This is a genomic window from Frankia canadensis (assembly GCF_900197875.1).
GTDB lineage: Bacteria > Actinomycetota > Actinomycetes > Frankiales > Frankiaceae > Frankia > Frankia canadensis.
This window is the reverse complement of the sequence record NZ_FZMO01000273.1, coordinates 1-4,829: the sequence shown is the minus strand read 5'-3', so window position 1 is coordinate 4,829 and position 4,829 is coordinate 1. Positions and strand designations below refer to the sequence as shown.

At 70.7% G+C, this 4,829-nt stretch carries 3 protein-coding genes and 1 pseudogene; 1 reads left to right on the top strand and 3 read right to left on the bottom strand.

Features of this window, described 5'->3' with window-relative positions; all coding sequences use genetic code 11:
• The coding region (locus C1A33_RS20315) for a UPF0182 family membrane protein (RefSeq protein WP_101833024.1) at positions 1-2,685 on the bottom strand (2,685 nt) is incomplete at its 3' end.
• Positions 2,686-2,868: 183 nt separating this feature from the next.
• Between C1A33_RS20315 and C1A33_RS20310 the strand changes: the two genes are divergently transcribed.
• Positions 2,869-3,375, top strand: a complete 507-nt coding sequence (locus tag C1A33_RS20310) for a PPA1309 family protein (RefSeq protein ID WP_101833023.1) — start codon at positions 2,869-2,871, stop codon at positions 3,373-3,375.
• Positions 3,376-3,498: 123 nt separating this feature from the next.
• Here C1A33_RS20310 and C1A33_RS20305 read toward each other — a convergent pair whose 3' ends face one another.
• Complete coding sequence (locus C1A33_RS20305; RefSeq protein WP_101833022.1) at positions 3,499-4,539, bottom strand: YlbL family protein; 1,041 nt, start codon at positions 4,537-4,539, stop codon at positions 3,499-3,501.
• A gap of 82 nt (positions 4,540-4,621) precedes the next feature.
• Positions 4,622-4,829 (bottom strand): annotated as a pseudogene (locus C1A33_RS35075) (hypothetical protein); the annotation flags it as partial.

The window sequence follows — 4,829 nt, the reverse complement described above, 5'->3', positions numbered from 1 at the left end:
GCCCCCGCCCGAACCCGCACCGCCGGTGGTGGGGGCCCCCGTCCCGGCCCCGGCAGCCGCGGCGCCGGCTCCGGTGCCGAAGGCCTTATCCAGCGATTCCCCGAGCGACGAGCCGAATCCGATGCTCTCCCCGTAGACGGTCGCGATGCCCTGCAGGAGGGGGTAGCCCGAGCTCCCCCGGGCCTGCACGTAGTACGGCTCGACGTAGAGCAGGCCGCCGGCGACGGGCAGGGTCAGCAGATTGCCCTCGATCGTCTGCGAGCCCACGCCCCGCCACAGGGCGAGGTTCTTGACCACGTCCGCGTTCGCCTCGATGGCGCCCTGGACCTGGACGGGCCCGTTGATCGTGTCACCCGGTGGCAGCTGCAGCAGGGTGAACCGGCCGTAGTTGGCCGGGTCGCTGGACACCGCCATGTACGCGGCCAGTTTCGACGAGCGGGCCGAGATCAGCGGCGAGGTGAGGTTGTAGGACGGCTCGCGGCGGTCGGGGAGCTGGCTGTAGACGTAGAACGGCGGCTGCGGCTGCCCGCTGCCGTCCGGTGAGTCCGAGACCTGCCAGAAGTCCTCCTGCGAGTAGAAGTCCCGCGGGTCGGACACGTGGTACTGGCCGATGAGGTCACGCTGCACCTTGAACAGGTCCTCGGGGTAGCGCAGGTGCTCCATCAGCGACGGGGAGATGTCCTTCTTCGGCTGCACCGTGTCCGGGAAGGCCTTCATCCAGGTCCGCAGCACCGGGTCGGACTCGTCCCAGGCGTACAGGGTGACGGTGCCGTCGTAGGCGTCGACGGTGGCCTTCACCGAGTTGCGGATGTAGTTGACCTGGTTCGGCGGCTGCTGGGCCCGGTTGCCGCTCTGCGCGGTGACCGAGTCGGCGGTGACGTCGCCGAGGGTGCGCCGGGCGGAGTAGGGGTAGCCGTCGGAGGTGGTGTAACCGTCGAGGATCCAGGTGATGCGGCCGTTGACGATGGCGGGGTACATGTCGCCGTCAAGCGTGAGCCAGGGGGCCGCCTTGCTCACCCGGTCCCGCGGGTTGCGCTCGTAGAGGATCCGCGAGTCCTTGGTGATGTCGTTGGACAGCAGCAGGTTCTTCTCACCGAAGCGCAGCCCGAACAGGGTGCGCCGGAACGTGGAGCCGATCGAGACGCCGCCGTCGCCGGTGTAGGTCGTCGTGGCCTGGGTGTTGCCGGGGCCGAGGCCGTCGATCTCCGCCTGCCGGGTACCGACGACCGAGTAGTTCGGCGACAGCTCACCGAAGTAGACCCGGTTCTCCCTGACGCCGAAGGCGACTTCCTGTGGCAGGTCGCGCTCGCCCTGGTCGAAGACGGGCTGGCCCTCGTGCACCGTGTTCGACGGTGCGGCGACGAATCCCTTGCCGTGGGTGTAGGTGAGGTGTTCGTTGATCCAGTTGCGCTGCTCGGCGCCCAGGCCGGCCTGGTTCAGCTCCCGGACGGCCACGACGTAGTCGCCGGTGGTCTTCTTGCCGTCGGCGCCGGTGACCGTGTAGCGGTCCACATCGAGGGTCTTCGGGAACGTGTAGTAGCCGCGGATCTGCTGGCTCTGCTGGAAGGTCCGCGACAGCTTGCTCGGGTCGAGCAGCCGGATGTTGGGCACCGTCCCGGTGTCCGTGGCGACCCGCTGAGCGGTGACGTCGGTTCGGGCCCCGTAGGGCTGCGCCTTCACGTTCTCGATGCCGTAGGCGGCCCTGGTCGCCTGGATGTTGCGCTCGATGTACGGCTGCTCGCGGCTCGCCTCGTTCGGCCGCACCTGGAACTGCTGGACGATCGCCGGATAGATGCCGCCGATCACCACCGAGGACAGCACCAGGATGCCCGCGCCGAGCAGCGGCAGCGTCCAGCCGCGCTGGAAGATGTTGACGATGAACAGCACGGCGCAGGCCAGCGAGATGAACAGCAGGATCAGCTTCGCCGGCAGCACGGCGTGCACGTCCGTGTAGGAGGCACCGGTGGCCACCCCGCGCGCGGAGAACACCGCCCCGAACCTGTCCAGGTAGTAGGCCCATGCCTTGAGCAGCGCCAGCAGCCCGAGCAGCACGGAGATGTGTGCCTTGGCCGCCGGGGTCACCCGCTCCCCCGGCGTCTGCAGCCGGATTCCCCCGAACAGGTAGTGGGTCAGCACGGTGACCAGCAGCGACAGCAGCACCGCGGCCAGCAGGAATCCGAGCAGGAAACGCTGGAACGGGTAGGTGAACGTGTAGTAGCTGATGTCCCGGTGAAACTGCGGATCGGTCTTCCCGAACGGCACCCCGTTCACCCACAGCAGCCACGTCCGCCAGCGCTCGGACGCGGACAGCCCGGCGGCCAGCCCGAACACCGCCGCGATCCCGAGCAGGATCAGCTTCATGTACGGCTCGATCGCCGACCGGTAGCGCTCGAGGTTCTGCTGCTCCGTCGACAACGGCCGAAGCGGCGGGCGCAGCCGGTATCCCAGTACGATGTTGGCCCCGATGACGACGGCCATCACCGCGCCGAAGAGGATGAACAACAGGATCCGGGTGTAGATGACGGTGGTGAAGACCTTGCTGAAGTCGACCGAGCGATAGAACAACAGGTCCGTGTAGAACCGCGTGAAGACGACGACGAACACGATCGCGAGCAGCACGACCAGCAGCACCGGGACAAAAACCGTGGCGCGGGTCAGCACCGGGCGGCGGCTGGTCGTTGCCACAGTTCCTCCGTGCGGTCAGGACGTTATGGATCAGATGGCCGCCGGACCGCCGGTGACGGCGGCCCGCGGCGGCAAGGGTGGGTCCGGGACCTGCCGGCCGGGCAGCCCCGGCACGCGGTGCGAAGCACCCCCTGTACGGCAACCTACGCCAGCCCCCACGGGGGGATCGGAGAGGATGGGTTGGTGAGCAGCCCGAACATCACGGAGTTGACCTCCGTCGTACTCGAGGTCGAGCGGCACGTCGCCGATTCCGGCTGGGATCAGCCCAGCCAGGTCTACGCACTCGCCGACACCGCCGACCTGCTGGCCCGCGAGCCGGCGCTGGCGCCCCACATCGGGGACTCCCCGCCCGGTTCGCTGACCCCGGTCGAGCAGGAACCGCTGCCGGTGGGGCGCCTCGACGAGGTGCTCGCGGGCATCGGCTGGCCCCCGGAGGTGCTGGGCTGCGTCCTGGTCACCGAACTGGTCGTGCTCCCGCCCAGCGCCGAGGAGGAGGCCCCCTACTCGGACGACGAGATCGAGTACTGGGCGGCCAACCACCCCGAGCGCCAGGACGTCCGCCTCGCCGTCGGGGTGACCCGCACCGGGCTGCACGCCTCCTGCCTGCGCGTGCGCGGGGACGACGAGCTGGTCGTCGACCCCGATCTCGCCGACAACCTGATCGACGGGCTGCTCGCGACGTTCCAGTGAGCACCCGCCGGGCCCGGCGGCGCGCGGCACCGGGCCCGGCGGCCGCACCGCCGTGCCGTCCCCGGACGGCACGGCGGCGGGCGGTGCCAGGGCGGACAGCACTACGGGCGGGCCCAGACCAGCTCAGCAGGACGGGACGGCAGCGGCCGGATTCGTCCGCAGCGCATCGACGGCCTTCAGCGCACCGTCCAGGGTGTCGACCCTGACCAGGCGGGGCGCGTTCGCGCTGTCCACCCCGCGGGCGTCCGCGCAGTTCGCCGCCGGCACGAGGAAGACCGTGGCCCCGGAGGCCCGGGCGCCGAGCACCTTCTGCTGGATGCCGCCGATCGGGCCCACCTGACCATCCGCGGTGATCGTCCCCGTGCCGGCGATGGTCTTACCGCCGGTCAGCTCGCCCGGGGTGAGCAGATCGACGATGCCCATCGCGAACATCAGGCCCGCGCTCGGGCCGCCGACATCGGAGAGACGGATCTTCACCGTGAACGGATAGGTCCGTTTGTCGGTCGTGGTGATGCCGATCATCGCGCGGGCCGGGTCGTCGGTGGCCGGGCGGGTGGTGATCGTGACCGTGGCCGGTCTGCCGTCCCGCTTGTAGCCGACGGTGGCCGGCGTCCCGGGGCGCACCTTGCCGACCTCGGCGCGCAGCTGGTTCTGGCTCGTCACCGCCACGCCGTTCACCTGGGTGATCACGTCACCCGCGGTGAGCCTGTCGGTGGCCGGGGAGCCCGCGGGAACGGTGTAGACCGCGATCGCGTGCCCGGTGGGCTCGATGCCGAGCCGGCCGAGCGCGGCGGCCGTCGCCTGGTCCTGCGAGTCCAGCATGGCCTGCGCGTTCTCCTGCTGCACCTGCTCCTGGGTGGAGCCGCGGGGCCGGATGAGCTCGGTGGGCACGACCGCCCGGTCCGAGTCGAGCCAGTCGCCCAGGGCGCTGAGCAGGTTGAGCTTCGGGGTCTCCTCGACGGTGGTGAGCTCGAGGCGCCCCGACGTCGGGTAGGTGCGCCGACCCTCGATCGAGATGAGCCGGGTGCCGTCGACGCTGCCGAGGGTGTCGGTGACGGGCCCGGGGGCCAGGGTGACGAACGGTACCGGCAGCCAGAGACCCACGACGAGCAGCACCAGCGCCAGTACCGACGTGACCACCAGTGTCTGGGTACGCCGGGCCATGGACGCAGTCTATGTACCGCCCGTGGCCCGTCCGGGCCGGCGTCCGCCCCAGCGGGCGGGCGCCGGCCGGCGGGTGGTGCGGTCAGGCCAGGTCGGACGGCCCCGGCGCCGGCGGGTCGCCGGCGGGACGCGGGTCGACGACCGGTAGCGGGCCGGTCGCGGGGAGGGCCTCGGCGAACGGGATGGGCTCGGTACGCGCCTGGGAGTCGTCTAGCGGGTGCCCATCGGCGAACGGATCACCGTCGGCGAAGGCCCGGGGGTCGACGAGGCGGGAGGGATCGGAGAAGGGG

Excerpts from the sequence above, each read along its gene's own strand:
- C1A33_RS20305 (WP_101833022.1), bottom strand. The coding sequence starts at position 4,539 with ATGGCCCGGCGTACCCAGACACTGGTGGTCACGTCGGTACTGGCGCTG.